This is a genomic window from Acidovorax sp. LjRoot38 (genome assembly GCF_964252975.1).
Classification (GTDB): Bacteria; Pseudomonadota; Gammaproteobacteria; order Burkholderiales; family Burkholderiaceae_C; genus Acidovorax; species Acidovorax facilis.
This window is the reverse complement of record NZ_CAXUPT020000002.1, coordinates 495,848-521,668: the sequence shown is the minus strand read 5'-3', so window position 1 is coordinate 521,668 and position 25,821 is coordinate 495,848. Positions and strand designations below refer to the sequence as shown.

The 25,821-nt window shown below is 65.1% G+C and carries 23 protein-coding genes and 1 riboswitch; of the genes, 6 read left to right on the top strand and 17 right to left on the bottom strand.

Going from position 1 to position 25,821, the window contains the following annotated elements; translation table 11 throughout:
• The 7 genes from ACSQ22_RS04925 to ACSQ22_RS04895 form a co-directional block, all read right to left on the bottom strand.
• Positions 1-786: an ABC transporter ATP-binding protein gene (locus ACSQ22_RS04925; protein WP_055398725.1), complete on the bottom strand. Its 786-nt coding sequence runs from the start codon at positions 784-786 to the stop codon at positions 1-3.
• Positions 783-2,690 (bottom strand): ABC transporter permease, encoded by a 1,908-nt coding sequence (locus tag ACSQ22_RS04920; RefSeq protein WP_436129593.1) that lies wholly within the window; start codon positions 2,688-2,690, stop codon positions 783-785. The genes ACSQ22_RS04925 and ACSQ22_RS04920 overlap by 4 nt, the downstream gene beginning before the upstream one ends.
• A gap of 115 nt (positions 2,691-2,805) precedes the next feature.
• The gene (locus tag ACSQ22_RS04915; protein ID WP_055398805.1) at positions 2,806-4,014 is read right to left on the bottom strand and encodes an ABC transporter substrate-binding protein; all 1,209 of its coding nucleotides are present in this window, start codon (positions 4,012-4,014) and stop codon (positions 2,806-2,808) included.
• A gap of 73 nt (positions 4,015-4,087) precedes the next feature.
• Entirely contained in the window at positions 4,088-4,672 is a 585-nt protein-coding gene (locus tag ACSQ22_RS04910) for an amino acid synthesis family protein (RefSeq protein WP_274106096.1), read from the bottom strand.
• A 36-nt stretch (positions 4,673-4,708) separates the two neighbouring features.
• Positions 4,709-5,350, bottom strand: a complete 642-nt coding sequence (locus ACSQ22_RS04905) for an amino acid synthesis family protein (protein ID WP_436129592.1) — start codon at positions 5,348-5,350, stop codon at positions 4,709-4,711.
• A 21-nt stretch (positions 5,351-5,371) separates the two neighbouring features.
• Positions 5,372-6,292 carry a UPF0280 family protein gene (locus ACSQ22_RS04900; protein WP_436129591.1) on the bottom strand — a complete coding sequence of 307 codons (921 nt, stop codon included), beginning with the start codon at positions 6,290-6,292 and terminating at the stop codon, positions 5,372-5,374.
• A 12-nt stretch (positions 6,293-6,304) separates the two neighbouring features.
• Entirely contained in the window at positions 6,305-7,924 is a 1,620-nt protein-coding gene (locus ACSQ22_RS04895; RefSeq protein WP_436129590.1) for a 6-hydroxynicotinate reductase, read from the bottom strand.
• 175 nt (positions 7,925-8,099) lie between these two features.
• Here ACSQ22_RS04895 and fdxA point away from each other — a divergent pair, with 175 nt between their 5' ends.
• From fdxA to ACSQ22_RS04875, 4 genes are all read left to right on the top strand, one after another.
• Positions 8,100-8,429, top strand: coding sequence for a ferredoxin FdxA (fdxA, locus tag ACSQ22_RS04890; protein ID WP_056057161.1), 330 nt, complete (start codon positions 8,100-8,102; stop codon positions 8,427-8,429).
• Between the two features lie 76 nt (positions 8,430-8,505).
• A complete protein-coding gene (locus ACSQ22_RS04885) occupies positions 8,506-9,282 on the top strand; it encodes a ferredoxin--NADP reductase (protein WP_055398734.1) in 777 nt (258 codons plus the stop codon).
• Positions 9,283-9,333: 51 nt separating this feature from the next.
• Positions 9,334-10,050 carry a TetR/AcrR family transcriptional regulator gene (locus tag ACSQ22_RS04880; RefSeq protein WP_436129589.1) on the top strand — a complete coding sequence of 239 codons (717 nt, stop codon included), beginning with the start codon at positions 9,334-9,336 and terminating at the stop codon, positions 10,048-10,050.
• Positions 10,051-10,118: 68 nt separating this feature from the next.
• Positions 10,119-11,306, top strand: coding sequence for an amidohydrolase family protein (locus tag ACSQ22_RS04875; RefSeq protein ID WP_436129588.1), 1,188 nt, complete (start codon positions 10,119-10,121; stop codon positions 11,304-11,306).
• A 65-nt stretch (positions 11,307-11,371) separates the two neighbouring features.
• Here the strand turns inward: ACSQ22_RS04875 and ACSQ22_RS04870 are convergent, their stop codons facing one another.
• On the bottom strand, positions 11,372-12,184 hold the full coding sequence (locus ACSQ22_RS04870; RefSeq protein WP_436129587.1) for a glycine zipper 2TM domain-containing protein: 813 nt from the start codon (positions 12,182-12,184) through the stop codon (positions 11,372-11,374).
• Positions 12,185-12,301: 117 nt separating this feature from the next.
• Positions 12,302-13,228: a YihY/virulence factor BrkB family protein gene (locus tag ACSQ22_RS04865; RefSeq protein ID WP_436129586.1), complete on the bottom strand. Its 927-nt coding sequence runs from the start codon at positions 13,226-13,228 to the stop codon at positions 12,302-12,304.
• A gap of 191 nt (positions 13,229-13,419) precedes the next feature.
• On the opposite strand from ACSQ22_RS04865, the gene ACSQ22_RS04860 reads away from it, so the two are divergent.
• Together ACSQ22_RS04860 and ACSQ22_RS04855 are read left to right on the top strand one after the other, a co-directional pair.
• Positions 13,420-14,565, top strand: a complete 1,146-nt coding sequence (locus ACSQ22_RS04860) for a serine hydrolase domain-containing protein (protein ID WP_436129585.1) — start codon at positions 13,420-13,422, stop codon at positions 14,563-14,565.
• Positions 14,566-14,732: 167 nt separating this feature from the next.
• On the top strand, positions 14,733-15,329 hold the full coding sequence (locus ACSQ22_RS04855) for a shikimate kinase (RefSeq protein ID WP_055398746.1): 597 nt from the start codon (positions 14,733-14,735) through the stop codon (positions 15,327-15,329).
• A gap of 91 nt (positions 15,330-15,420) precedes the next feature.
• Here the strand turns inward: ACSQ22_RS04855 and ACSQ22_RS04850 are convergent, their stop codons facing one another.
• From ACSQ22_RS04850 to fmdA, 8 genes are all read right to left on the bottom strand, one after another.
• Positions 15,421-15,909, bottom strand: a complete 489-nt coding sequence (locus tag ACSQ22_RS04850; RefSeq protein WP_436129584.1) for a hypothetical protein — start codon at positions 15,907-15,909, stop codon at positions 15,421-15,423.
• A 29-nt stretch (positions 15,910-15,938) separates the two neighbouring features.
• Positions 15,939-17,006, bottom strand: coding sequence for a hypothetical protein (locus ACSQ22_RS04845; protein ID WP_436129583.1), 1,068 nt, complete (start codon positions 17,004-17,006; stop codon positions 15,939-15,941).
• Positions 17,007-17,512: 506 nt separating this feature from the next.
• The gene (gene metH / locus ACSQ22_RS04840; RefSeq protein WP_436129582.1) at positions 17,513-20,251 is read right to left on the bottom strand and encodes a methionine synthase; all 2,739 of its coding nucleotides are present in this window, start codon (positions 20,249-20,251) and stop codon (positions 17,513-17,515) included.
• A 33-nt stretch (positions 20,252-20,284) separates the two neighbouring features.
• Positions 20,285-20,393: riboswitch (S-adenosyl-L-homocysteine riboswitch) on the bottom strand.
• A gap of 29 nt (positions 20,394-20,422) precedes the next feature.
• On the bottom strand, positions 20,423-22,129 hold the full coding sequence (locus ACSQ22_RS04835; RefSeq protein WP_436129581.1) for an IPTL-CTERM sorting domain-containing protein: 1,707 nt from the start codon (positions 22,127-22,129) through the stop codon (positions 20,423-20,425).
• Between the two features lie 123 nt (positions 22,130-22,252).
• On the bottom strand, positions 22,253-22,996 hold the full coding sequence (locus ACSQ22_RS04830; protein WP_436129580.1) for a hypothetical protein: 744 nt from the start codon (positions 22,994-22,996) through the stop codon (positions 22,253-22,255).
• An 89-nt stretch (positions 22,997-23,085) separates the two neighbouring features.
• Complete coding sequence (locus tag ACSQ22_RS04825) at positions 23,086-24,126, bottom strand: aliphatic amidase (protein WP_436129579.1); 1,041 nt, start codon at positions 24,124-24,126, stop codon at positions 23,086-23,088.
• Positions 24,127-24,141: 15 nt separating this feature from the next.
• The gene (locus tag ACSQ22_RS04820) at positions 24,142-24,486 is read right to left on the bottom strand and encodes an FmdB family zinc ribbon protein (RefSeq protein ID WP_057228095.1); all 345 of its coding nucleotides are present in this window, start codon (positions 24,484-24,486) and stop codon (positions 24,142-24,144) included.
• A 33-nt stretch (positions 24,487-24,519) separates the two neighbouring features.
• A complete protein-coding gene (fmdA, locus tag ACSQ22_RS04815) occupies positions 24,520-25,746 on the bottom strand; it encodes a formamidase (protein ID WP_057271077.1) in 1,227 nt (408 codons plus the stop codon).
• Positions 25,747-25,821: the final 75 nt, after the last annotated feature.

Below are 25,821 nucleotides of genomic sequence, written 5' to 3'. Positions count from 1 at the left end.
TCATGCGGCCTCTGCAGCAGCGGCTGCCGTTTTCTTCTCGAAGGTCTTGCCGGTGCCGAAGTACACCTCCTGCACCTTGGGGTGGTCACGCAGCTCCAGCGGCTTGCCCTCGGCAATGAGGCGCCCACGCGCCAGCACGATCATGCGGTCGGCATAGGCAAACACCACGTCCATGCTGTGCTCGGTGAAGAGCACGGCCATGTTGCGGTCGATCACCAGCTGCTTGGTAAGCGCCATGAGTTCGTTGCGTTCCTTGGGCGCCATGCCGGCGGTGGGCTCGTCCATGAGCAGCAGCTTCGGCGCGTTGGCCATGGCAATCGCCAGCTCCACGCGCTTCACATCGCCATAGGCCAGCACGCTGCAGGGGCGGTCGGCCTGCGACTTCATACCCACCTGGTCCAGCAGCGCAAGGGCCTCGTCGCGCTTGTGGTCTGCCGCCTTACGCCACATCGCAAACAGGCGGTTGTCGTTGGAGATCAGTGCCATCTGCACGTTCTCCACCACCGTGAGCGATGCAAAGGTTTCAGCGATCTGAAAAGTGCGACCCACACCCATGCGCCAGATGTCGCGCGGCTTGCGGCCCACCAGCTCCTGGCCATTGAGCTGGATGGAGCCTGCATCGGCTGGCAGCTGGCCGTTGACCATGTTGAAGGTGGTGGACTTGCCCGCGCCGTTGGGGCCGATCAGCGCCAGCAGCTCGCCAGCAGCCAGCTCGAAGTGGATGCCATCCACCGCCTTGACGCCGCCAAAGGACTTGCCCAGGCCAGAGACTTTGAGCAGGCTCATGCCGTGCCCTCCTTGATGTTCTTGGCTTCGCGCTTGTTGTCGAAGATCTGCTTGATGGCCCCCGCAATACCCTGCGGGAACAGCAGCACCAGGATCAGGATGATGGCGCCCAGCATGGCGCGCCAGTAGTCGGTGTTGCGCGCCACGGTGTCGTGCAGCCAGGTGAAGGTGACGGCGCCCACTACAGGGCCCGCCAGAGTTTGGATGCCGCCGAGCAGCACCATGACGAGGCCATCGACCGAGCGGCCCACATGCAGCGTCTCGGGCGAGATGCTGCCTTTGGAGAACGCGAACAGCGCACCACCCAGGCCCGCAAACAGCCCTGCGATCACGAAAGCCGTCCACTGCATGCGCTTGACGTCAATGCCGATCGCATCGGCCCGGAGCACGGAATCCCGCCCGGCCCGCAGCGCGTAACCAAACGGCGAGAACAATACGCGGCGCAACAGCAGCACACCACCCACCACCAGGGCCAGCGTGAGGTAGTAGTAGTTGCGCTTGTCTGACAGCCACTCGGCAGGCCATACGCCCGTGAGGCCATTGCTGCCGCCTGTGAAGCCGTCCCACTGGTAGCAGATGGCCCAGGTGATCTGGGCAAACGCCAGCGTCAGCATGGCCAGGTAGACGCCCGACAGGCGCACGCAGAACCAGCCATAGAGCAGCGCGCCCGCCGCCGCCGCCAGCGGCGCCAGCACCAGCGCCAGCTCCATGGGGATACCCGCCGAGCGCACCAGCAGCGCTGCGGCATAGGCGCCCAGGCCAAAGTACGCGGCATGGCCGAACGAATGCATCCCTGCCGGGCCCATGATGAAGTGCAGGCTGGCCGCAAACAGCGCGGCAATCAGCAGGTCGATCATCAGCACCGTGAGGTATGGCGAGCCCGTCGTCAGCAACGGCAACAGCACCAGCGCAACCACCAACGCCGCGCCACCGAGCTTGAACCAGCGCTCGGGCTGGCGCAGAGGCGCCTCGGGCAGGCCGGTGTTGCGGCTCACGCCCTGCGGCTTGCCCATGAGGCCCCAGGGGCGCCAGACCAGCACCACGGCCATCACCAGAAACTCCACCACCAGCGTGAGCTTGGAGAACGACACGCTGAAACCGAAGATGTCCACCACGCCCAGCCAGATGCAGATGGCCTTGATTTCGGCGATCAACAGGGCCGCGACATAGGCGCCCGGAATGGAGCCCATGCCCCCCACCACGACCACCACAAACGCTGCGCCGATAGTGTTGAGGTCCATCTCCAGCGTGGCGGGTTCGCGCGGCAACTGCAACGCACCGCCCAGGCCCGCCAGCAGCGCGCCCAGGGCAAACACCGCCGTGAACAGCCAGGCCTGGTTCACGCCCAGGGCGCTGACCATTTCGCGGTCTTGAGTAGCAGCGCGCACCAGCGTGCCCCAGCGTGTGCGGGTGAGCAGCAGCCACAACAGGCCCAGCACCACCGGGCCTACGACGATCAGAAACAGGTCATACGAAGGGAACTGCCGCCCCAGGATGTTGACCGAGCCCGACAGCCCCGGCGCGCGCGGGCCCAGCAGTTCTTCCGGCCCCCAGAACCACAGCGCTGCGTCCTTGATGACCAGCACCAGTGCAAACGTGGCCAGCAGCTGGAACAGCTCGGGCGCCTTGTAGATGCGGCGCAGCAGCACCACCTCCACCAAAGCGCCCAGCGCCCCCACCACCACCGCCGCCAGCAGCAGCGCGGGCCAGAAGCCCAGGCCGGTGCCCAGCTTGGCCACCAGCGAATAGGCCACATAGATGCCGACCATGAAGAACGAGCCATGCGCAAAGTTGACGATGCGCGTGACACCGAAGATCAGCGACAGCCCGGCGCCCACCAGGAACAGCGAGGAGGCCCCCGCCAGTCCGTTGAGCAGCTGAACGATAAAACTCGAAAAACTCATTCCACATCCTTCGGGGTCACGGCAAGGTCCATCCCTGCAGGTCGGCGCCTGCGCTATGGTTCAGAGATCAGGGGCAGTTGGCAGAGAGGAAGCCCTCCCCGGCCTTTCGCGGCCGTCAGTCGGCGGGGCGCATTTTCTTGACTTCGTCGTTCGAGGGCTGGACTTTGCTGCCATCCACATAGCGGTAGTCCACCATCACACCCTTGCCGCCTTCGTTCTTGGTGCGGCCCACATAGCCGCCCATCGTGGACTGGTTGTCCTCGGGGCGGTAGGTGATGCGGCCAAACGGCGTGGGCACCTGCAAGCCCTTGAACGCTGCCACGAGCTTTTCAGTGTCGGTGGAGCCGGCCTTCTTCATGCCTTCGGCCAGCGACTTGATGGCGCTGTAGCCCACGATGGAGCCCAGGCGCGGGTAGTCATTGAACTTGGCCTGGTAGGCAGTCTGAAATGCCTTGTGCTCAGGCGTCTGGATGCCGTACCAGGGGTAGCCGGTGACGATCCAGCCGTTCGGCGCTTCGTCCTTGAGCGGGTCCATGTATTCGGGCTCGCCCGTCAGCAGGCTGACCACTTCACGGCCCTGGAACAGGCCACGCGTGTTGCCTTCGCGCACAAACTTGGACAGGTCGGCACCGAACAGCACGTTGAAGATCGCATCCGGCTTGGCGTCGGCCAGGGCCTGCACCACGCTACCCGAATCGACCTTGCCCAACGGGGGCGCCTGCTCGGCCACAAACTCCACATCGGGCTGGGCCGCCTTGAGCAGCTGCTTGAACGTGGCCACGGCCGACTGGCCATACTCGTAGTTGGGGTACACCAGCGCCCAGCGCTTTTTCTTGAGGGCCGCTGCCTCGGGCACCATCATCGACACCTGCATGTACGTGGAGGGACGCAGGCGGTAGGTATAGCGGTTGCCGTTTTGCCAGACGATCTTGTCGGTCAGTGGCTCACCGGCCAGGAAGAAGAATTTCTTTTGCTTGGCAAAGTCGGTCAGCGCCAGCCCGATGTGCGAGAGGAACGAGCCCGTGAGCACATCGACCTTTTCGCGCGACACCAGTTCTTCGGCAGCGCGCACGGCGTCGCCAGGGTTGGCGTTGTCGTCGCGGATGATGAGCTGGACCTTCTTGCCCAGCACCCCACCCGATGCGTTGATCTCATCGACCGCCAGCTCCATGCCTTTCTTGTAGGGCTCCAGGAAGGCGGGTTGCGCCTTGTAGCTGTTGATCTCGCCAATCTTGATGACATCCTGGGCGTGCACCACAGGGGCCAGCGTGAATGCCAGCGCGGCTGCGGCCGTGGCACGCATGAGGTTTCGTCGCATCGTCATGGGGAAACTCCTGAAAGGTGGGTTGGGGAAGGGGAACTGGTGAGACTGCTCGGGATGGTAGTGCGCGCTCAGATCAGCGCAGTCCATCCTCGCCTTTGATTTCGGAGGCCTGAAGGCCGCCAATGCGTGCCAGCGGACGGCCGCTGTCGGTCACGACGATGGCGACCACGATTTCGTTGGCGCGGGGGGCGTCGGCCACGCGGGCCTCCATGGCGTCGAAGTGGCTGCGCACATAGGCGGCATCCTTGTGGCCCAGGGGCACGTCGATGGCGGTGCCCAGGCCGCCGATCTTCTTGCTGGACGGCACCAGGGCAGCGCCTTTCTCGACCGCCACACGCAGTGGCGCCCCCAGCTTGGGGTGCAGGATGGCGGCGGCATGTTCCAGCTCGCCCGCCTCGCCCACGATGGCGGCCTTGCCGTAGCTCTGTGCCTGGCCGGGCTCAATGCCCAGGGCTGCGACGCAACGGGCACCCAGCAGTGCGCCCAACTCTTCACCGATGGCCACGAGTTCGTCGAGATTCTCGACATAGCGGCCCGCGCAGGGGTTCTCGATGACGGCCATGGCCAGGGCCTTGCGCACAGGCGGCTGTACGTCGCGCCCCATCTCCACGCGGACTTCGTCGGTTTGAACAATGATCTTCCGGATCTTGGCGGGCATGTGTGGGTCTCCTAGGGTCTTGTGCTTGGCAGTGGATCAGCGCAGGCCGTTCCACTGGCTGATGTCTGCGGCCTTGAGGCCGCCAACGCGTGCATGGATGCGAGCGCCGGTGGACATGGCCAGGATGAAGACGATTTCATCCGATGTGGGTGCGCCGGGCACCCGCACTTCGATGGCATCGAAATGGCTGCGCACGTAGCTCGCGTTGATGTGGGTGAGCGGCACATCCAGCGCCGCGCCGGGGCCACCCACCTTCTTGGTGGAAGGCACGATAGACAGTGCATTGGCGGGTTGCCCGGTCTTCTCTTCGGCCAGGCCTTTGGCGTAGGCGTTGCGGTCGCCCTTCCAGCCCAGCAGCTCGCGCATGGCATAACCACCGGGCACATGCCACAGCGCGCCGTGCTCCAGCTCGCCAGTTGCCCCCACGATGGCGCCCTTGCCGTAAGTCTCAATGCGCTCGGCGGGCACAGCCATGGCCTTGAGCAGGCGCTGGGCCATGTCCAGCCCCACGTCCTGCAGGGCATCCATCATGGGCAAGATGTCGGGTTCGTACCGGCCCGCAAACGGGTTGGTCAGCACCGCACCGATGGCACCACGCAGCAGCGGCACCTCAGCCACCGGCCCGAATTCGTGCCGGATTTCCTCAAGATGGGTGAAAACGCGTCGTATCTGGATCATTTTGGAGACCTGTGCAATTCGTTAAGCAAATACTGAACCAACTTCCGATTTCATCACCGCTTGTGGGGGCCACACAGCACCGGCCAGGGCTTGCGGTGCTGCGGTCGCCAGAAACTGCCCCTGGCACGCCAGCAGCGCAAACCACAGCAGGCCGCTGGACTGCAATTCTTGCGCTTTTTGCAACCCCTGCTGCAAAGCCCGGCGAACCTGCTCTTCGGGCAAGTCAGGCACATCCACGGTGACAGGAATGGCACCCAGGTCACTGTCGTCCCGCACCAGCCACGCGGGCATGCGACCAATGCGCGCGTCCTGCACATTGACCGCATTGGCCACAATGGTCGCTGCCGCATCGGCCTGCGCGGCCGTGCGCGCCAGCACCGTGACGCTGTCCGCAATGCCCAGCGACTGGCTGCGCCCGCGCCACCCACTGGTGGCCACACCGCGCACCGGCATGGCGCTGTCGATGCGGATCTGCCCATCCAGCACCAAGCCGTTGCGCAACTGTGCAGCGTTGAGTGCAGCGATATCAGCGTACACCCCCACCGTGACCGACTGGCCTGGCGCCAGGTGCAGCGCAATGTCGCCCCCATTGTTGACCCAGGCGCGGTCTATGCCCTGCTGGTCGTAGCACGCCAGAATTTCCTGGGCCACCGCACCCGCCACCGCAGCCATCGACGTGATGAAGCCTGCGCGGTAGGGGCTGCAGGCGGCCCACATGCGGCGCGTCACCACGCCCTGCAACGCGCAGCGCTCACCCACCGGCGCCCGCAGGCCAGGGAGTTCACGCACCAGCTCCTGCAGCAGCCCTTCAAAACGTTGCCAGGCGCGCTCGTGCGCGTGGGTCACGGCGTCGCGCGCCCCTTCGGCCTGAAGGATGAGGTCCATCGGGCCATGCTGGAAGTGCCAGCGGCCGTCGGAAAGGAGTTTGCGGCAAGCGTTCACAGCGCGGCTCACTCAGCCTAGCAGGGGTGGGCGGCCCAGCGGCCACGGATTGGCCGCGGGCAAGGTCTGCCACACGCGCGCCTGCGGCGCACCGTCGTTGTGCCACGCACCGCGCTCCAGCACTTCGCGCAGGCTGCGAATTTGTTCGGTGTGGCCACCCAGCGCTTCGTAGTCCGCACGGCGCATGCTGAACTCGATGGGCGCCACGATGGCGGGCGTGGGCACAGTGCCAAAGCTGTTGTCCGGCATGCGCAGCACGTCGGCCATCACGGTGATGCCGCCGCCCGGCCATACATAGGCAGGGGCACCGCCACAGGTCACGTTGACCAGCGCGTTCTTGATGGAGCGCGTGAGCAGCACCGGGTTCTCGGTAACCCCTGCGCGCAGACTACCGCCGGCTCCGCCAAGGAACAGCACAGACGCCAGCGAAGGCTCGCAGTTTTCGCCGATGCGCTCCACGATGCGGCGCACCTCGACGGGCATCTCGGCTTCCACCGGATTCAATTGCTCGTCCAGCACGTACCAGGATGCGTGCTCCCCCGTGGTGGAGGTCATCAAGAGGCGCAACCCCGGCCAGGCGACGGATTCGCCCCAGCCCTCAATGATGGACAGCGGGTCGGCAATGTCGGTGCCACCCCAGCCGGTGCCCGGGTTCGCCACCTGAAAGTAACGGCCCGGTGTGGACTTGCGCCCGCGCATCTGTATGCCCGAGGGCTTCATGTCCAGACAGCGACCCGCCTGATGCTCGGTGAGCACGCCCGTAATGTGGTCGTCCACCACCACCACCTCGTCGGCATGGCCGAAGAACTGGCGCGCAAAGATACCAATGGCCGCCGAGCCGCAGCCCACGCGCATGCGCTGTTCGGCCACACCGTTGACGATGGGTGCGCGCCCGGCCTGGATCACGAGCTGCGAGCCGCCGTCGATGGTGAACTCCACGGCCTGCTTGTTGCCCAGCGCCTGCATCATCTCAGCGGTGATGCGGCCCTCCTTCTTGGTGCCACCCGTGAGGTGGTGCACGCCGCCGAGCGACAGCATCTGTGAGCCATATTCCGCCGTGGTCACGTGGCCCACCACCTCGCCCTTGCAACGCACGTTGGCCTGCTCGGAGCCGAGGAAGCGATCGGTGTCGATCTTCACCTTGAAGCTGCAGTAGCTGAAGATGCCCTCAGTGACCACCGTGACCATGTCCACACCATCGGTTTGGGAGCCCACGATGAAGGGCGCCGGCTTGTAGTCGGGGTAGGTGGTGGATGAGCCCACGCCCGTCACGAACACATCTTCAGACAGCAGCAGATCGCCGTTCCATGCGGGTTCTGGAGTCACCTCGGTCTCAGCGCCTTCTGCAGCGGGGGCGCGGCCCGCAAACGGCACCAGTGTGGCCTCGCCCGTTTCCAGCGTCTTGCGCAGCAACACCACCGGGTCAAGCCGCACCAGCACACCCGCCTGGTTGGCGTAACGGTCGCAAGCACCTGCGCGGCCTTCGGAGATCTGGCACAGCACCGGGCACGCATTGCACTCGACCTTGGCAGCGTTCATGCGCTCGTTGCGAGGCCGGGCGCGCTCGAGCACCTGCGGCAGATCTGGCGCATCCATGCCCGGCAGCCCATCGGTCTTGGTGTGTTCAGTCATCGTGGCAACCCATTCATTGCTTTGTTGCAAGTGCTTGTACGCGCTTTGCATTTTGTGTAGCATTCACTTAACTTAAATGTTGTGAACACTACATTTGATGCCAATGTAGCGGAATCACCCAGACTCTGCAATGGTGTTTTCGCACCCCCAAAAACGGTGCATGAGGAGCCCCAAAATGACGCACGTTGTGACGGACGCATGCATTCGGTGCAAGTACACCGACTGCGTCGATGTGTGCCCTGTCGATTGCTTCAAGGAAGGGCCGGAATACCTGGTCATTGACCCGGACGAATGCATCGACTGCGCGGTGTGCATTCCGGAGTGCCCGGCCAACGCCATCTATGCCGAAGACGACCTGCCCGAGGGCATGGAAATCTTCCTGCAGTTCAACAAAAAGCTGGCGCCCACGCTGCCCACAATCACCAAAAGAAAAGCGGCTTTGCCAGATGCGGAACAATGGAGGGTTGTGAGCCACAAGCTTTCAGGCCTGAACATTGCGCTGTAGAGCGCTTGGGGCCCTGAATCTGAGCCAGCTTCAGCCAGATTTCTTATTTGTTTCCAACTTTTCCATCTAACGCACCATGAGCGCCTTTCTTGACGAACGCGTCCTGACGGTCCACCACTGGACGGACCGCCTTTTCTCCTTCACCACCACGCGTGACACCGCGCTGCGCTTTTCCAACGGGCATTTCACGATGATTGGCCTGCGTGGCGAAAACGGCAAACCCCTGCTGCGCGCCTACAGCATCGTGAGCCCCAACTACGAAGAGCACCTGGAGTTCCTGTCCATCAAGGTGCCCGACGGCCCGCTGACCTCGCGCCTGCAGCACATCAAGGTGGGTGACACCATCGTGGTCGGCAAAAAGCCCACGGGCACCCTGCTGATCGACTACCTGCTGCCCGCCAAGCGCCTGTACATGCTGTCCACCGGCACAGGCGTGGCCCCGTTCCTGAGCCTGATCCGCGACCCCGAGACTTATGAGAAATTCGAGGAAGTCATCCTGGTGCACGGCGTGCGCGAGGTGAAGGAGCTGGCCTACCACGACTACATCACGCAGGAGCTGCCGCAGCACGAGTTCCTGGGCGAGATGGTCACCAAGCAGCTCAAGTACTACCCCACCGTGACGCGCGAGCCCTTCAAGCACCAGGGCCGTGTGACCACCGTCATCGAAAACGGCCAGCTGGCGCGCGACCTGGGCCTGCCCGCGCTCAACCCCGTGGAAGACCGCGTGATGATCTGCGGCAGCCCCGAGATGCTGCGCGACCTCAAGCACATGATGGAAGAGCGTGGCTTCAAGGAAGGCAACACCACGAAGCCTGGCGACTTCGTGATCGAACGCGCGTTCGCAGAGCAGTGATCCCCCGGCGGCCCCCGCCCTGGGGGCTCGCCTTATCCACCAGGACCCGCCATGTCTGCCACCCCCACCAAGACCCGGACCGCGTCCCCCCGCGCCGCCTCTGCCCGCAAGACGGGCGTGCGCGAGCAGGCCGCACAGACCACGCGCGACAACATCCTGAAGGCGGCGACCAAGGTGTTCGCCCGCTACGGCTACGAAGGCGGCAGCGTCGAGAAGATCTCCAAGGCGGCCAAGTCCTTCGACCGGATGATCTATTACTACTTCGGCAGCAAGGAAGGCCTGTTCATCGAGGTGCTGGAGGAAACCTACCGGCGCATGAACGATGCGGAATCCAAGCTGGACCTGGACACCGCCAAACCGGTGGAGGCGCTGCAGGCGGTGATCCGCTTTGTGGTGGGCTACTACCGCAAGAACCCCGAGTTCATCACGCTGCTCAACACCGAGAACCTGCACAAGGGCAAGCACATCTCCAAGTCGATGCGCGCCCGCGAATACTCGTCACCCGCCATCGAGGTGATCCGCCGCGTGCTCGAAAGCGGCCAGACGCAGGGGCTGTTCCGCAAGGACGTGTCGGCGCGCGATGTGTACCTGCTGATTGCCGCCACGGGCTACTTCTACATGTCCAACCGGCACACGCTGTCGGCCTTTCTGGGCGAAGACCTGGAGACGGCCGAGGCGCTGGCACACTGGGAATCGTTTGTCATCGACAGCGTGCTGCGCACTGTGGCGCCCGGCCCCAGCCTGCCCAAGGGCAGGGCAGCGGCCTGAATCAACAAGAGATTTTTCCCTGCGGGGTGCCGCGTGGCGCCCCGCCCACCACCCCACGAGGAGAATCCATGGCAGAAGCAGCAGCAAGCGGCAAATCGGGCAAGGTCGTCATCCAGAACATCGGTCTTTTGTTGTCGGGCGACCTGGACCGCCCCATCCTCGACGCCGACACCATCGTGGTGAATGACGGCCTTATCGTGGCCGTGGGCCGCTACAAGGATTGCGACACCGACCACGCCAACACCGTGATCGACGCACGCCAGACCTGCGTGGCGCCGGGCCTGATCGACAGCCATGTACACCCCGTGTTCGGAGACTGGACGCCGCGCCAGAACCAGATCGGCTGGATCGACTCGACCATGAACGGCGGCGTGACCACCATGGTGTCGGCCGGTGAAGTGCACCTGCCCGGCCGCCCCAAGGACATCGTGGGACTCAAGGCCCTGGCCATCACCGCGCAGCGCTCGTTCGACAACTTCCGCCCCGGCGGCGTGAAGGTGATCGCGGGCGCCCCGGTCATCGAAAAAGGCATGACCGAGCAGGACTTCAAGGACCTGGCCGACGCGGGCGTGACGCTGCTGGGCGAGGTGGGCCTGGGCTCCGTCAAGGCGGGCTACGAGGCCCAGCAGATGGTGGCGTGGGCGCGCAAGCACGGCATCCAGAGCACCATCCACACGGGCGGGCCGTCCATCCCAGGCTCGGGCCTGATCGACAAGGACGTGGTGCTGGAGGCCGATGCCGACGTGATCGGCCACATCAACGGCGGCCACACTTCCCTGCCCTGGAAGCACGTGTGCGAGCTGTGCGAAAAGTCGTCCCGCGCGATCGAGCTGGTGCACAACGGCAACGAAAAGATCGCCATCCAGGCCGCGCGCGCGGCCATCGAGCTCAAGTGCCCGCACCGCGTGATTTTGGGCACCGACGGCCCGGCGGGATCGGGGGTGCAGCCCCTGGGCATGCTGCGCATGATTGCGCTGATATCGAGCTTTGCCGACATCCCCGCCGAGCTGGTGTTCTGTTTTGCCACGGGCAACACGGCGCGCATCCGCAACCTGAACTGCGGCCTGATCGAGGTAGGCCGCGCGGCGGACTTTGTGTTCATGGACCGTGCCCAGCACACGGCTGGCGCCACGCTGCTGGAAAGCGTGCAGCTGGGCGACATCCCGGGCATCGGCATGGTGATGATCGACGGCCTGGTGCGCTGCGGGCGCAGCCGCAATACACCACCCGCGACCGAGATCCCCGTGGTGCTGTAGCCCACGCTCATCCCACAAAAAAGCCCGCAATCAGCGGGCTTTCTGTTGGGAGAGGTGCGGTCGAATCAATACGTGTCCGCCACACGCACCGCGCCGGGCTGTGCACGCGGGTAAGGTTCTTCAGCGCGCATGGCGGCGCCATCGTCCACGCGGAAGCCCTTGCCCTGCAGCACGACGGGCGTGCCCACGGCGGTGGGCTGTGCGCGGGTGAAGCGGCGCACCGAGCCGTCTTCCATACGCACCGCGATCTGGTAGACCGTCTGCGTGCGCGTGCGCTCTTCCACCTTGTGGCCCACGTAGCCGCCGCCCACGGCGCCCAGCACAGTGGCGGCCGTACGGCCCGAGCCCTTGCCCACCTGGTTGCCCACCACGGCCCCCAACACACCGCCCGCCACCGCCCCCACGCCTGTGGCCGGGGCCGCCTGCTGCACGGCTTGCACCGACTCGACGCGGCCGCAGGCGGCACACAGGGGGGCCTGTGCGGCAGTGCGCAGCGGTGGCTGCTGCTGTGGCTGGTATTGCTGCGGGGGTTGCCCGGCATAACCTTGCGAAGCTGCGGGCGGTTGATTTGCTGCATTATTAGTAGCAATATTTCTATTGCCAACAAGCGCTGGTGCCGGTTTTTGTTGCAAATTCTCAGCTCTTGGCGCTCCTGGCGCAGGCTGCGCCGTCATGGCCAAGGGTTGCGCGTCGGCGGCGGCGGACTTGCCCGCGTTCTGCACCACCAGGGTCGTGCCCAGCGCTACCACACTCACGCCCAGCACGCCGATAGCGACCCACAGCCACTTGAGGGAAGGGCTGGCCGAGCCGCCAAAGGCGCCAGCCTGCGCCACAGGAACGGCGGAAGTGTGGGTGGAAGGCGAAACGATAAGACTCATGATTTTTCTCCGAAAGATCCAGAAAGCTCTGGATGAATGGCCGCCAGCGTAACCAGCCAGCCCGGAAATCCGGGCGTAGCGTCTGTAAAGGACGTAAGAAGCTGTTTAAGAACCAGCCTATTGCGGCACATGCAGACGCCCCCGCGCTGCAGGCAGCGCACCCAGCTCCTGAAAAGCCCGGGCGCAGCTGGCTGAAAACAGCAGCACCGCCGATGAGAAATAGATCCACATCAGCAGCACCACCAGCGACCCCGCTGCGCCATAGGCCGACACCACAGCCGCCGTGGCCAGGTACCAGGCCAGCAGCTGCTTGCCCACCGTGAACAGCGTGGCGCCCACCACGGCCCCAGCCATGATGCAGCGCGGCGGCGGCTTGGCCCCGGCGCCAATGCGCATCAGGCCCACAAACAGTGCCACGGCAAAGCCAAAGGCCACCATTTCATTGACCAGCTGCATGGCCGGTGCCAGCGGCGCCAGCGCCAGGCGCGAGCCCGCCCAGCCCGCCAGCAGGTGGATCAGCGTGGACAGCGCCAGCGACACCAGCAGCAAAAAACCCAGCGCCAGCACATAGGCCAGCCCCCGCAGGCGCAGCGACGCCATGCGCCACCAGGCGGCCCGCTGCGGCAGGGGGCCTTCGCCGCGCCACAGGTGCTCCAGCGCCGACTGCAACTCGACAAACACCCCGGTGGCGCCTGAGACCAGCACCACAAACCCCACCAGCGACGCCAGCCGCCCCTCGGCCGGGGCCTGCGCACTGGCCATCGCCTGCCGCACCACGTCGGCCACCTGCTGCCCCATCACAGCCTGCACCTGTGCGATGAGATTGCTTTCCAGATAGCTGCGGTCCATCCACCAGCCCAGCACCCCCACCAGCAACAGCAACAGGGGCGCCAGGCTGAGCATGCCGTAGAACGACATGGCGGCGCTCATGCGCAGCCCGTCGGCGTCCAGCCAGAGCGTGGTGGCGCGCCAGAAAGGCTGGAGCAGGATCCACACGGGTTTGACAAGGCGCAGTGCGCGGCGCTTCAGGGAGGGTGCTGCCATATGCGGCTAGCCTACGGCGGCAGCCCCCGCGCGTCCACCCGCGTTTCGCTGCAACTGCGGTAGGCCCGATCCCACATCGATCCCATAGCCCCTTGCAACAGTGGCCCCGCCTGTTGCCCAGGTGACCCGCCAACCCCCACGCGCGCGGATATTCTCAGGGCCGACACCCATCCACCCGGAGACACCGCCCCATGCACCCCCACGCCTTTGCCCACCTGCGCGCCGCACTCCAGACCCACGTCGACCAGGGTCTGCTGCCCGGCGCAGTGGCCCTGGTGCACCACCAAGGGCGCACGGTGCTGCACGAAGCCGTGGGCGCCCAGCGGCCCGGGGCAGGCGCGCCCGCCATGGCGCCCGACACCGTGTTCCGCATCTATTCCATGACCAAACCCATCGCCTCGCTGGCGGCGCTGATGCTCATGGAAGAAGGCCGCCTGCTGCTGTCGCACCCTGTCTCGCACTACCTGCCGGCGTTTGCGGGCCAGCGGGTGTACGACGAAGCCACCGGCACCACCACCCCCGTGCAGCGCGAAGCCACGGTGCACGACCTGCTGCGCCACACCGCCGGGCTGAGCTATGCGTGGGAGGCCGGCACGGTGCCCGACCAATACCGGGCGGCCCGCGTCGGCTCGCGGCGCCACAGCAATGCCGAGCTGGTGGCCGCGCTCGGCCCGCTGCCGCTGGTGCACCAGCCGGGCAGCCGCTGGGAATACAGCCGCGCCACCGATGTGCTGGGTGCGGTACTGGAGGTGGTCGAAGGCGAGAGCCTGGGCACCCTCCTGAAACGCCGTATTCTGGAACCCCTGGGCATGCACGACACGGGGTTTTCGGTACTGCCCCACCGCCTGGCCGACCTCGCCGAGCCGTTCGCGCGCGACCCGCAGACCGGGGCCGAGGTGGCGTTGATCGATGTCTCTGCTCCGCCCGCGTTTGAATCCGCTGGCGGCGGGCTGGTGTCCACCGCCAGCGACTACGCACGCTTTTTGCAGCTGATGCTGGGCCAGGGCACCGTACAAGGCCCGGACGGCCACACCCTCCGCCTGGCCAGCCGCGCCACCGTCGGTTTCATGATCGCCGACCACCTGGGCAGCATCCACACAGCGGGCGACATCCTGCCCGCAGGCTACGGCTTTGGCCTGGGCGTGGCCGTTCGCAAGGCCACCGGCCTGGCATCCAGCCCCGGTTCGGCAGGCACCTACAGCTGGAGCGGACTGGGCGGCACCTTCTTTTTGGTAGACCCTGCCGAAGACCTGTTCGCCATCCTGCTCACCCAGGCGCCGGGCCAACTGCGCACCCTGTGCGAGCTGTATCCGGCGCTGGTGTACGCGGCGCTTTGATGAGCACACCTCCTTGAGGAGCTGCGTCCCAGGCCGGGGCAGCGCCAGCTGCAACCGCTGCGCATGGCAACGGAGGCCACGGCTTACACTCAACGCCCAATCACGGCACGCGACGCAGCTCCACCCGCAGCACGCATACCCGTCTCCCAGACCTCTTTTTTGAACCTATGCAGATCCGCTGCGCACTGGTCGGCATGCCCGGCTCCGGCAAATCCACCATCGGCCGCCAGCTGGCCCACCGGGCGGGGGTGCCCTTCATCGACCTGGACCACCGGCTGGAACAGACCATCGGCACCACCATCCGCAGCTTCTTCGAGGCCGAGGGCGAAGCCCGCTTTCGCGACCTGGAGTCGCAGGCCCTGGCCGACGTGGCCGGGCAAGCTGGTGGCATGGTCCTGTCCACCGGCGGCGGCGCCGTGCTGCGCCCCGAAAATCGAGAAACCTTGCGCCAGTTTGGCAACGTGCTGTACCTGCGCGCCTCGCCCGAAGAAATCTACCGGCGCGTCAAACACGACCGGACCCGCCCCCTGCTGCAAGGCGGCAACCCCATGGACAAGCTGCGCGACCTGTACGCCCAGCGTGATGGCCTGTACCGCGAAACCGCCCACTACGTCATCGAAACCGGCCGCCCCACTGTGCACACGCTGGTCAACATGATCATGATGCAGCTGGAGATGGCGGCGGGGGCACAGGGGGAGCAAGTGCCGCACGGCGCGTCAGATGCCCCAACCTTTTCGGGCGCGCCGCACGACGACCGCGTTTGAATTATTTGCTATTAAATAGATAGCCTTTTGCGCTTTACCGGCAAGCGCTAGCCGCCATTTTCATGCCCCCTGCAGCAGCGAGCAGCTCCCTCTACCGCGCCTGCAACTGCCCCTCAAACACACAGGCAGCGCCCCGATAGGCACCGCAACCCGTCTCGGACACCCAGGCCCGACGCCCGTCGGCATCCACCCGCACCTGGACCTCGCAAGCGGCAGCGTCGGGTTCGGGCCGGTAGGGCTTGAGCACCAAGGTGCCTCGTTGCCACTGCCCCAGGCTGTCCAGACCGCCGCTGCACTGCGGCGATCCAACAGTGAGCGCTGCCGCCACCACGCCGCGTTCAGCATCCAACACGATGAGTCGTAACTGCAACTGCCCCACCAAGGCCAGGCCTTCCCACTGCGCCGCCAGGCGGCTGGCTGGCAAGGTCGAACTGGCGGTAAGAGCAGGCGCCTGGGCCTGGGCCCAGCAGACGGGCTGGGCCAGTGCCAGCGCGGCGGACAGCGCTTTTGGTGCTCCAGCACACGCCACGCTGCGCGCCACGGCACCAAAACGTACAAGGGAGCGAAGTCGGGCGGACAAGGAACAAGTCATGGCAGGGGTCGGGCGTTTCAACGGAAGTTGGCGGGCACTATGCGCTGCTCAATGTACTGCCACAGGTAAGCCGTGTAAGCCTTGGCTGCACTGCCGTCATGGGCGTCGATCATCGCCTGGCGCTTGTCGGCATCAGCCACGTGGTTTTTCAGCAGGCCTTCAGCGCGCGCATCGGTCAGCGTGCCTTTGAGGATTTGCGCGGCACCATTCGCCCCCTCGTGGTGGACCAGATAGATGTACTGCGCTTTCTTGTCTGCGGGCAGATCGGCAGGCACCAGAGGGGTGCCATCGTCGTTGGTGCGGGCGCTCAGTTGGGTGAAGTAACCCTTGTCCAGCTCAGCCGCAGCCACGATGGAGGTGGTGGCGTCAAAGCGCAAGTCCAGCAGCGCAGCCCGGTCCACCACCTGGTTGGCATCGTTCACCTGCCCCAGGGACTTGGCCTGTTCATTGACGTAGCTGCCCGGCTTGGTGGCCGATTCGATCCAGGTGCTTTCCAGAAATTGCGTCAAGCCCCCAGCCTTGCTGGTGGTGTTGTAGCTCTGCGGGTCCCAGGTGGCCGAGAGTTCACGGCGCAGGGCCTTCCACTCGGCGGCCCCTGCCTTGTCCAGCTTGGCTTTTGGGTCCAGCTGCGGATGCAGCTCGCCAAAAAAGCGCTGGTTGGTGGCATCGTCCAGACGCTTGCCGCGCAGCGGGCCCGCTTCTGCAGATATCACGGCCGCAATCGTGGCGCGTGGGTAGCCCGTGCGATCCGCAGCCAGGGTAATGGCGTCGCGGTAAATCTCGTTCACGCCCAGGCGCAATGGATCGGTCCGGTCACGCTCGGCATTTCGCAACGCGGTCAGGGCATTGGGCGCAGGCACGGTGCCAGCCCCCCAGAACGGCGTGGAGTTGGCGCTTTGCGCGGTGTTGCTGCTGGCGGTGGGGTTGAGGGTATCGGCCTGCGCCAGCATCAAGCCGGATTGCAAAGACGTCGCGGTGCTTTCGTTAGCAAAGCCCGTCCCCTGAGACAAACTGGGGTCCGTAGGCGCTGCAGCAGCGCCACTGCCGGAAAGTGCCCAAGTACTGGTGTTGGTAGTGATTTGCATGGTGAAGAGCTGTCGGTATTGATCCATCCCTGGGCACGATGGGCACTGGGCCTCGGGCCCTCCCTTGGGGCATCTGCCACTTGATGCAGCCATGAGGGATGAACGTGATTGAACCGGTTTTACCTTCGTATAGCTATACAGGCGATTCCTAGCTAGGAATCTCCCTAGCTGGGAAGAACACCTACCCACAGAGAGAAGAACCGCCCGGCCACACCAAGGGCTCGGGACGGAGCCCTGCGTTCGATCTAGCGGAAAGTCTGGCCAGGAGCCTTGATCGGGCAGCCCGAGCTTTCGCCCTGCCTGTCGAGGGGCTGTTCAGCGGAGACGCCCTGGCTTGGACAGGGCCAACCCGAACGGGCGGGGGGGAAACGGGCGGGACAAAGGACGAGGGCAACGGGTGCGACATGTTGTCACAAGGTCCTCAAAATCAAGCCGAATCAGCCTCCAGCGCTTTATCCGTAAGCGTAAATTGCTACACAATTAATAGCAAGATGCATCCAACGGCATCACAGATTAGGCGCCAGCAACCGCTCCAACACCTTCTCATCCATGCCCCGGCGCTGGGCCATGTCGTGCAGCTGGTCTTCGCCGATCTTGCCGACGTTGAAGTACACGGCATCAGGGTGGCCGATGTAGAAGCCGCTCACGCTGGCGGCGGGCATCATGGCCAGGCTTTCGGTGAGCGACATGCCGATCTCGCCAGCCTGCAGCACGCGGAACAGGTCGGTCTTGGCGCTGTGGTCCGGACAGGCGGGGTAGCCGGGCGCGGGGCGGATGCCCGCGTACTTCTCGGCAATCATGTCGTCGTTGCTCAGCGCCTCGCCCGCGGCGTAGCCCCACAGGTCAGTGCGCACGCGGTGGTGCAAGGCCTCGGCAAAGGCTTCGGCCAGGCGGTCGGCCAGGCTCTTGAACATGATGGCGGAGTAGTCGTCCAGCGCGTCGATGAAGGCCTTTTCCTTCTTCTCGATCCCGAGGCCCGCCGTCACGGCGAACATGCCGGCGTAGTCGGCAATGCCGCTTTCCTTGGGCGCTACAAAGTCGGCCAGGCAGCGGCTGGGGCGGGTCACGCCGTCGATGGTGTGTTTCTCGGCCTGCTGGCGCAGGCCGTACCAGGTCATGGCCACTTCGGTGCGGGTGTCGTCGGTATAGAACTCGATGTCGTCATCGTTCACGCTGTTGGCGGGCAGCAGGGCCATCACGCCGCTGGCCGTGAGCCACCGGCCTTCGATGATCTTCTTGAGCATGGCCTGCCCATCGGCAAACACGCGCGTGGCTTCCACGCCCACGATCTCGTCGGTGAGGATGGCGGGGTACGGGCCGGCCAGGTCCCAGGTCTGGAAGAACGGACCCCAGTCGATGTACTTGGCCAGCTCGCCCAGGTCGAAGTTCTTGAACACGCGGCGGCCCAGCGCGCGCGGCACGGTGGGCTGGTAGGCAGACCAGTCCACCGGGGTCTTGTTGGCGCGGATCTTGGCCAGGGGCCACAGGGGCGTGGCCTTTTTGTTGGCGTGCTGGGTGCGGACCTTGTCGTAGTCCGCGTTGAGCTCGTCCACGTAGTTCTGCACGCCGTCGCCCAGCAGGCTCTGCGCCACGCTCACGCTGCGCGAGGCGTCGGGCACATAGACCACGGGACCTTCGTAGTGCGGCGCGATCTTGACGGCCGTGTGTACGCGGCTGGTGGTGGCGCCGCCGATCAGCAGCGGGATCTTCTTGATGCGGAAGTGCTCGTCCTTCTGCATCTCGCCCGCCACGTATTGCATTTCTTCGAGGCTGGGGGTGATCAGGCCCGACAGGCCCACGATGTCGGCGCCCTCCACCTTGGCGCGCGCCAAAATCTCGTGGCAGGGCACCATCACGCCCATGTTCACCACCTCGAAGTTATTGCACTGAAGCACCACGGTGACGATGTTCTTGCCGATGTCGTGCACGTCGCCCTTGACGGTGGCGATGACGATCTTGCCCTTGCTGCGCACGTCGCGCCCGGCCAGTTCGTCCTGGCGCTTTTCTTCCTCGATGTAGGGGATGAGATGTGCCACGGCCTGCTTCATCACGCGTGCGCTTTTCACCACCTGGGGCAAAAACATCTTGCCCGCACCAAACAGATCGCCCACCACGTTCATGCCGTCCATGAGCGGGCCTTCGATCACGTGCAGCGGGCGGCCGCCCTTGGCCAGGATCTCGCGGTAGGCCTCTTCGGTGTCTTCGGTGATGAAGTCGGTGATGCCATGCACCAGCGCGTGCGACAGGCGTTCGCCCACGGTCTTGGGGTGCTCGGGCGTTCCGCGCCATTCGAGCTTCTTGCTTTCGTCCTTGGCGCCGCTCTTGGCGGTTTCGGCGATCTCGACCAGGCGCTCACCAGCATCCGGGCGGCGGTTGAGCACCACGTCTTCCACGCGCTCGCGCAGCACGGGCTCCAGGTCGTCGTACACGCCCACCATGCCCGCGTTGACGATGCCCATGTCCATGCCGGCCTTGATGGCGTGGTACAGAAACACGGTGTGGATGGCTTCGCGCACCGGATCGTTGCCACGGAAGCTGAACGACACGTTCGATACCCCACCCGACACCTTGGCGCCGGGCAGGTTCTGCTTGATCCAGCGCGTGGCCTCGATGAAATCGACGGCGTAGTTGTTGTGCTCTTCAATGCCGGTGGCTACGGCAAAGATGTTGGGGTCGAAGATGATGTCCTCGGGCGGGAAGCCCACTTCATCGACCAGGATGCGGTAGGCGCGTTCGCAGATTTCGATCTTGCGCTCGTAGGTGTCGGCCTGGCCTTTTTCGTCAAACGCCATGACCACGGCAGCGGCGCCGTAGCGGCGCACCAGGCGCGCCTCGTGCTTGAACTTGTCCACGCCCTCCTTCATGGATATGGAGTTGACGATGCCCTTGCCCTGCACGCAGCGCAGACCGGCCTCGATCACCTCCCACTTGGAGCTGTCCACCATGATGGGCACGCGGGCGATGTCGGGCTCGGACGCGATGAGCTGCAGAAAGCGCACCATGGCGGCCTTGCTGTCGAGCATGGCCTCGTCCATGTTGATGTCGATGACCTGGGCGCCGTTCTCCACCTGCTGGCGCGCCACGGCCAGGGCTTCTTCGTACTGGCCGTTCAAAATCATGCGCGCGAACGCCTTGGAGCCGGTGACGTTGGTGCGCTCGCCGATGTTGACGAACAAGGTGCCCTCGCCAATGGAGACGGGCTCCAGGCCGGACAGCTTCATGGGGGGCAGGGATACAGCAGACATAGGACTCACTCACCTGTGCAGGGGCAGCAAAAAAACAGGTGAGCGTCGTTGCGGTGTACGGCGGGGTGCGCGGGGCCCAAGCCTGACGAATCGCCATGCACCAAGCCGGGCATGGCAAGTCGCTGCAACGCTCCTTGGGCCGAGGGGCGATTGTAAGTTGCCCGCCCGGGATCAGCGCACTGGGCGGCGGCCCCGAAGTGCGGCCAGCAGCATCAAGCCCGCCATCAGCCACAAAGCCCACTCGGACAACGACGGAATCGCGCTCGCGGCCACTGCCGTGATGGTGTCGGTATCGGTGGCGCTGTTGTTGCCGGGGTTAGGGTCGGTCACGCCACCCGGGGCCGCGACCGTCGCGGTGTTGACCAGCGTCCCTGTGGCCGACGCGCTCACCGTGGCGGTGACGGTGTAGGTCACCGATCCACCCGCGGGCAGGTTGACGACATCGTTGATGCTGCCGCTGCCCGCCGCCGTGCAGGTGCCGCCGCCGGAGCCCACGCAGGTCCAGGTGCCGGTCAGCACGGCGGGCAGGGTGTCTGCCACCGTCGCGCCAGGGGCGTTGGACGGTCCGGCATTGCTGGCGGTGATGGTGTAGGTCACCGAGCCGCCAGCGTTGGCCGTGGTCACGCCATCGGTCTTGGTGATGGTCAGGTCGGCTTGCGATGCGACGGTGTCGGAATCCGTGGCGCTGTTGTTGCCCGGATTGGGGTCGGTCACCCCGCCCGGCGCTGTCACCGTCGCGGTGTTCACCAGCGTTCCGCTGGCCGCAGCACTCACTGTGGCGCTCACCGTATAGGTCACCGATCCCCCCGCTGGCAGATTGACCAAGTCGTTGATGTTGCCGCTTCCTGCGGCGGTGCAGGTGCCGCCACCCGCACCCACGCAGGTCCAGGTGCCGGTGAGCGCTGCGGGGAAGGTATCCGCCACCGTGGCCCCCGACGCATTGGACGGCCCCGCGTTGCTGGCGGTGATGGTGTAGGTCACCGACCCGCCCGGGACGGCCGTGGTCACGCCGTCCGTTTTGGTAATGGACAGATCGGCCTGCGGCGTGATGGTGTCGGAGTCCGTGGCGCTGTTGTTGCCCGGGACGGGATCGGTCACTCCGCCCGGCGCTGTCACCGTCGCGGTATTGGCCAGCGTCCCTGTGGCCGCTGCACTCACCGTGGCGCTGACGGTGTAGGTTACCGATCCTCCGGCGGGCAGGTTGACGGTGTCGTTGATGTTGCCGCTGCCTGCGGCGGTGCAGGTGCCGCCACCCGCGCCCACACAGGTCCAGGTGCCAGTGAGTGATGCGGGGAAGGTGTCCGCCACCGTGGCCCCCGGCGCATTGGATGGCCCCGCGTTGCTGGCGGTGATGGTGTAGGTGACCGATCCGCCCGGCGTGGCCGTGGTCACACCATCGGTCTTGGTGATGGCCAGATCGGCCTGTGGCGTGAGCGTGTCGGAATCGGTGGCACTGTTGTTGGCGGGAACCGGGTCGTTCACGGCGGACGTCACTGTCGCGGTGTTGGTCAGTGTTCCGGTCGCAGAAGCGTTGATCGTGGCGCTCACCGTGTAGGTGACCGATCCCCCCGCTGGCAGGTTGACGCTGTCGTTGATGTTGCCACTGCCTGCGGCGGTGCAGGTACCGCCGCCTGCGCCCACACAGGTCCAGGTGCCGGTGAGCACGGCGGGAAAGGTGTCCGCAACCGTGGCACCGACGACGGGGTCCGGCCCTGCGTTGCTGGCGGTGATGGTGTAGGTCACCGACCCGCCCGGGACGGCCGTGGCCACACCATCGGTCTTCGTGATGGACAGGTCCGCATCTTGGGCATGCGCCGCGGTCGCAGCCACCATGGCCAACAAGAGCGCAGTGAGCCACAGCAAAACACGTTGGAGCATGGCGAAGTCCCGATTCGAAGTGGAGGGGTGACCAAAGTGTAACGCCACGTTTCCACCCGGAATCTTCGTGCATGGCGGCACGCGCTGACCGCGCGTCCCGCGTTTGAAGCGGTTGAATCGCTCTCAACGCACCGGCAGGAACTGCAGGAACGTGCCGCCCACAATGCCCTGCACATAGCTGATGGCGGCGCGGCGGTACTTTTCGGTGGTCAGGGCAGCCAGCAGGTCGAGGCGCGCGATGATCTTGCCAAACTCGCGCTCAAAGCTCAGGTTGCGGCCTTGGGGGCCGATCTCGTCCGCCAGCAGCAGTGGCTGGCCCTGGGCATTGCGGCGCTGGGCCAGCAGCCACACGGCGCTTTCCACATTGCGGGCGGCGTTGTAGAGGTGCTGGGCATCCATGCCGTCGAGCAAGAAGAATTCGATCTTTCCGCCATGGGCCGTGATGATCATGTCGGCCGTGGCATGGATGAAGGCTGCCACGCGGTCCCCGGTGAACTCCGGCGCCAACGCGAAGCCCATCGCGGCAATGTCGCGCCGCCCCTGCAGTGGTGGCCAGGGCTGGCGCTGCAGGATGGCTGTGCGCACCTGCTCGGCCGCGTGCTCGCGGCTGGTGGCGCTGGTTTTGCGCCATTCGGCGGGGTTGCGGCGGTAGAGCTTGTCCATGAGGCGGAACAAGCCCTCCAGGTTCTCGTGCATGGCCAGCGTGGCCACGCGGTTCATGTCGGACTGGGCCAGCTCGGCGGGCGTTGTGGCGGCCCCCTTGACCTCGCCGCGTGGCGTGGGCGCATTCGCCGCGCAGCCTGCGAGCACGGTGCACAGCAGTGCACACGATGACATCCACAGGATAGAAAGGAACGGCCCACGCATGGGGGCCGATTATCGGGCGCAGTGTGGGCGCCTCACAGCCGGTTAACACTGTTTGAAAATCTCAGGCCACTGCCCTGAATCCCGTGGCCTCAGCAGCGGTCTGCGCTGTCGGGGTTGGGGATACCCTCGATCGGGCACTCCTCGGTGCCCACCATGGGCCGCGTGATGGCCTCCACGGCCTTGCGCGTGCCTTCGGGGTCAGTCACCCAGCGGGTGTAAAAGTCATACGGGCAGGCGGCCACACCATGGTCTCCACCGCCGGAGTTGATCAGCCCTGTGTATCCCCGGTGCAGCAGCTTGAAGAGGTGGTTCTCGGACTGCCCGTTCTTGCGGAAGTCGCGGATCAAGCTGGTGGACAGGGCTGCGTACTGCACGCCGTATTCCTCTTCACCACATTCACCCAGCGTGCGGCCATCAAAGCCAATCAGTGCGCTATGGCCAAAGTAGCTGTATACGCCGTCGAACCCGGCGGCATTGGCCACGGCCACATAGGTGTTGTTGGCAAAGGCCATGGCCTTGCTCATCAGAATCTGCTGCTCCTTGGCGGGGTACATGTAGCCCTGGCACCGCACGATCAACTCGGCGCCCTTCATAGCGCAGTCGCGCCAGATCTCGGGGTAGTTGCCGTCGTCGCAGATGATGAGGCTGATCTTCAGGCCCTTGGGGCCTTCGCTGACGTAGGTGGTGTCCCCGGGGTACCAGCCTTCGATGGGGGTCCAGGGCATGATCTTGCGGTACTTCTGCACGATCTGGCCCTGGTCGTTCATGAGGATCAGGGTGTTGTACGGCACCTTGTGCGGGTGCTCCTCATGGCGCTCGCCGGTGAGCGAGAAGACGCCCCACACCTTGGCCTTGCGGCAGGCGGCGGCGAAGATTTCGGTCTCTTCACCCGGTACTGTGGCCGCCGTGTCCATCATCTCCTGGGCGTCGTACATGATGCCGTGGGTGCTGTACTCCGGAAAGATCACCAGGTCCATGCCGGGCAAGCCGGTCTTCATGCCCACCAGCATGTCTGCGATCTTGCGCGCGTTGTCCAGCACCTCGGCCTTGGTATGCAGGCGCGGCATCTTGTAGTTGACCACCGCCACGCCGACGGTGTCCTTGCTGCTTGAAATATCGCCGTGAATCATGGTGAAGCATCCCTATCAATGAGAAATCATCCAGGGCCGTTTGCTCGGAAACGCCTTGGCGCCGCTGGGCGCCGTCACCGTGGCCTTGCGGCTTTGCGATGACGAACAGCAACCACAGCCTGCAGGGTGTTTGAGGCGGGCGTAGTCGCCCGAGCGCTGCGGCTCGTGCCGCGCTCGCTCGTTGGTGGCGATGGCGCTGCGCGCGGACGCGCTCATGAGCGCCAGGCGCGGTGCGGTGGCAAACACGCGCGGCGATGCTGCGCCGCAGTCTGGGCAGGCGGCGGGTTCGTTGCGGTCGGCCAGCAGGCGGAAGGCATCAAACCCGCCACACTGGGCACAGGCGTAGTCGTAGGTGGGCATGGCGGGTCCTTCTGCAGCAATGGTGTTTGACTGTCAGACCAGATCGGGCGACAGCGGCATGGCCACCGAGCCATCCAGGTGCTTGATCGGCCCCGCCGCACTCGGGTTGATGTCAAAGTCAAAGATCTGCGTGGGCAGCCACAGCGTGGCGCAGGCGTTGGGCACATCCACCACGCCGCTGATGTGGCCCTGCACCGGGGCTGTGCCCAGGATGGAATACGCCTGCGCGCCCGAGTAGCCGAACTTCTTGAGGTACTCAATGGCGTTCAGGCAGGCCTGGCGGTAGGCCACGTTCACGTCCAGGTAGTACTGCTTGCCACTCTCGTCCACGCTGATGCCCTCGAAGATCAGGTAGTCGTTGTAGGTGGGCGTGATGGGGCTGGGCTTGAAGATGGGGTTCTTGATGCCGTACTTGGCCATGCCGCCCTTGATGAGCGTGACCTTCATGTGCACCCAGCCTGCCATCTCGATGGCGCCGCAGAAGGTGATCTCGCCGTCGCCCTGGCTGAAATGCAGGTCGCCCACCGACAGCCCGGCGCCGTCTACATACACCGGGAAGAACACCTTGGCGCCGCGCGACAAATCCTTGATGTCGCAGTTGCCACCATGCTCGCGCGGGGGCACCGTGCGGGCGCCTTCGGCAGCCGCTTTGGCCTTGGCATCGCCCGTGAGGCGACCCATGTGGGCCGTGCCCGCCGAGGGTGGGTTGGCCAGCCCGGCCGTGGGGTCTGAGTCGATGAGCGCCTGCTCGCGCGCATTCCACTGCTCCAGCATCTTGCGGTCGGGCAGGCAGCCAATCAGGCCGGGGTGGATGAGCCCCGCGTACTTCACGCCCGGCACATGGCGCGAGCTGGTGAACATGCCATGAAAGTCCCAGATGGACTTTTGCGCCTGCGGGAAATGCTCGGTCAAAAAACCGCCGCCGTTGTTCTTGCTGAAAAAGCCGTTGAAACCCCACAGGCTGTCCTGCTTGGCACCAATGTCCAGCAGGTCCACCACCAGCAGGTCGCCCGGCTCGGCGCCCTTCACGCCCACGGGGCCGCTGAGGTAGTGCACCGTGGTCAGATCAATATCGCGCACATCATCGGCGCTGTCGTTGTTTTGAATGAAGCCGCCCGTCCAGTCAAACGTTTCCAGCACAAACTCGTCGCCGGGGTTGACCCAGCAGGCCATGGGGATGTCGGGGTGCCAGCGGTTGTGGATGTTTTCGTTCTCGGTGGGCGACTTGCTCAGATCGACCTTGATCAGGGTTTCAGCCATGGCGTGCTCCTTGGAAGGGGTGGGTGGAAGAATGAAAACGTGAGATAAAAGCTCTAGGGCCTGCAAGGCAAGCTG

Coding starts and splice junctions, on each gene's coding strand:
- ACSQ22_RS04925 (WP_055398725.1), bottom strand. CDS start 786: ATGAGCCTGCTCAAAGTCTCTGGCCTGGGCAAGTCCTTTGGCGGCGTC.
- ACSQ22_RS04920 (WP_436129593.1), bottom strand. CDS start 2,690: ATGAGTTTTTCGAGTTTTATCGTTCAGCTGCTCAACGGACTGGCGGGG.
- ACSQ22_RS04915 (WP_055398805.1), bottom strand. CDS start 4,014: ATGACGATGCGACGAAACCTCATGCGTGCCACGGCCGCAGCCGCGCTG.
- ACSQ22_RS04910 (WP_274106096.1), bottom strand. CDS start 4,672: ATGCCCGCCAAGATCCGGAAGATCATTGTTCAAACCGACGAAGTCCGC.
- ACSQ22_RS04905 (WP_436129592.1), bottom strand. CDS start 5,350: ATGATCCAGATACGACGCGTTTTCACCCATCTTGAGGAAATCCGGCAC.
- ACSQ22_RS04895 (WP_436129590.1), bottom strand. CDS start 7,924: ATGACTGAACACACCAAGACCGATGGGCTGCCGGGCATGGATGCGCCA.
- fdxA (WP_056057161.1), top strand. CDS start 8,100: ATGACGCACGTTGTGACGGACGCATGCATTCGGTGCAAGTACACCGAC.
- ACSQ22_RS04885 (WP_055398734.1), top strand. CDS start 8,506: ATGAGCGCCTTTCTTGACGAACGCGTCCTGACGGTCCACCACTGGACG.
- ACSQ22_RS04880 (WP_436129589.1), top strand. CDS start 9,334: ATGTCTGCCACCCCCACCAAGACCCGGACCGCGTCCCCCCGCGCCGCC.
- ACSQ22_RS04875 (WP_436129588.1), top strand. CDS start 10,119: ATGGCAGAAGCAGCAGCAAGCGGCAAATCGGGCAAGGTCGTCATCCAG.
- ACSQ22_RS04870 (WP_436129587.1), bottom strand. CDS start 12,184: ATGAGTCTTATCGTTTCGCCTTCCACCCACACTTCCGCCGTTCCTGTG.
- ACSQ22_RS04865 (WP_436129586.1), bottom strand. CDS start 13,228: ATGGCAGCACCCTCCCTGAAGCGCCGCGCACTGCGCCTTGTCAAACCC.
- ACSQ22_RS04860 (WP_436129585.1), top strand. CDS start 13,420: ATGCACCCCCACGCCTTTGCCCACCTGCGCGCCGCACTCCAGACCCAC.
- ACSQ22_RS04855 (WP_055398746.1), top strand. CDS start 14,733: ATGCAGATCCGCTGCGCACTGGTCGGCATGCCCGGCTCCGGCAAATCC.
- ACSQ22_RS04845 (WP_436129583.1), bottom strand. CDS start 17,006: ATGCAAATCACTACCAACACCAGTACTTGGGCACTTTCCGGCAGTGGC.
- metH (WP_436129582.1), bottom strand. CDS start 20,251: ATGTCTGCTGTATCCCTGCCCCCCATGAAGCTGTCCGGCCTGGAGCCC.
- ACSQ22_RS04835 (WP_436129581.1), bottom strand. CDS start 22,129: ATGCTCCAACGTGTTTTGCTGTGGCTCACTGCGCTCTTGTTGGCCATG.
- ACSQ22_RS04830 (WP_436129580.1), bottom strand. CDS start 22,996: ATGCGTGGGCCGTTCCTTTCTATCCTGTGGATGTCATCGTGTGCACTG.
- ACSQ22_RS04825 (WP_436129579.1), bottom strand. CDS start 24,126: ATGATTCACGGCGATATTTCAAGCAGCAAGGACACCGTCGGCGTGGCG.
- ACSQ22_RS04820 (WP_057228095.1), bottom strand. CDS start 24,486: ATGCCCACCTACGACTACGCCTGTGCCCAGTGTGGCGGGTTTGATGCC.
- fmdA (WP_057271077.1), bottom strand. CDS start 25,746: ATGGCTGAAACCCTGATCAAGGTCGATCTGAGCAAGTCGCCCACCGAG.